We start from the raw sequence: 522 nt of genomic DNA, 5'->3' as shown, positions 1-522 counted from the left end.
ATCTGCGACGCGTATCACGTGCCGCTCTCCGCGCACTGCGCACCGGCGTTGCATCTGCATGTGGCGTGCGCGGCGCCCCGCCTCGTTCATCAGGAATGGTTTCACGACCACGTGCGCATCGAAGCGATGCTGTTCGACGGCGCGCCACGCGCGCTCGATGGCGCCATCGCACCGGATCTCGGGCGTCCCGGTTTGGGCCTCGAATTGAAAGGTCCGGACGCGCAGAACTACGCCGTGTGAAGGAGCCGCGATGAGTGTGATGAGCGTGACAACGCAGCGTGCCGGCATCGCCATTGGCGTGGCGGCGGGCGTCGCCCTTCTGACCGCGTTCACGCGACGACATCCTGATCGTGGGCGCGCGCGTGGTGGAGAAACAGCCGCGCATCTCGATGCCGCCCGCTCGTTCAACCAGAGCTCGGCGCTGCTCGCACTATCGGTGCTCGCAGACAGCTCCATCGAACACTATCGTGGCTCGTTCGCCAACAAGGCGATGGTCACGCCGCTCATCACCTCGATCCTGTC

The 522-nt window shown here is 65.5% G+C and carries 1 protein-coding gene and 1 pseudogene; both read left to right on the top strand.

The window, feature by feature from the left end:
- Positions 1-240: enolase C-terminal domain-like protein (locus AWB68_RS46135; protein WP_327384589.1), on the top strand; the 240-nt coding region annotated here is incomplete at its 5' end.
- Between the two features lie 10 nt (positions 241-250).
- Positions 251-522, top strand: a pseudogene (locus AWB68_RS48020) (hypothetical protein); the annotation flags it as partial.

This window comes from Caballeronia choica (assembly GCF_001544535.1).
GTDB lineage: Bacteria > Pseudomonadota > Gammaproteobacteria > Burkholderiales > Burkholderiaceae > Caballeronia > Caballeronia choica.
The sequence above is the reverse complement of the archived record's forward strand: the minus strand, read 5'-3'. Positions and strand labels throughout refer to the sequence as shown.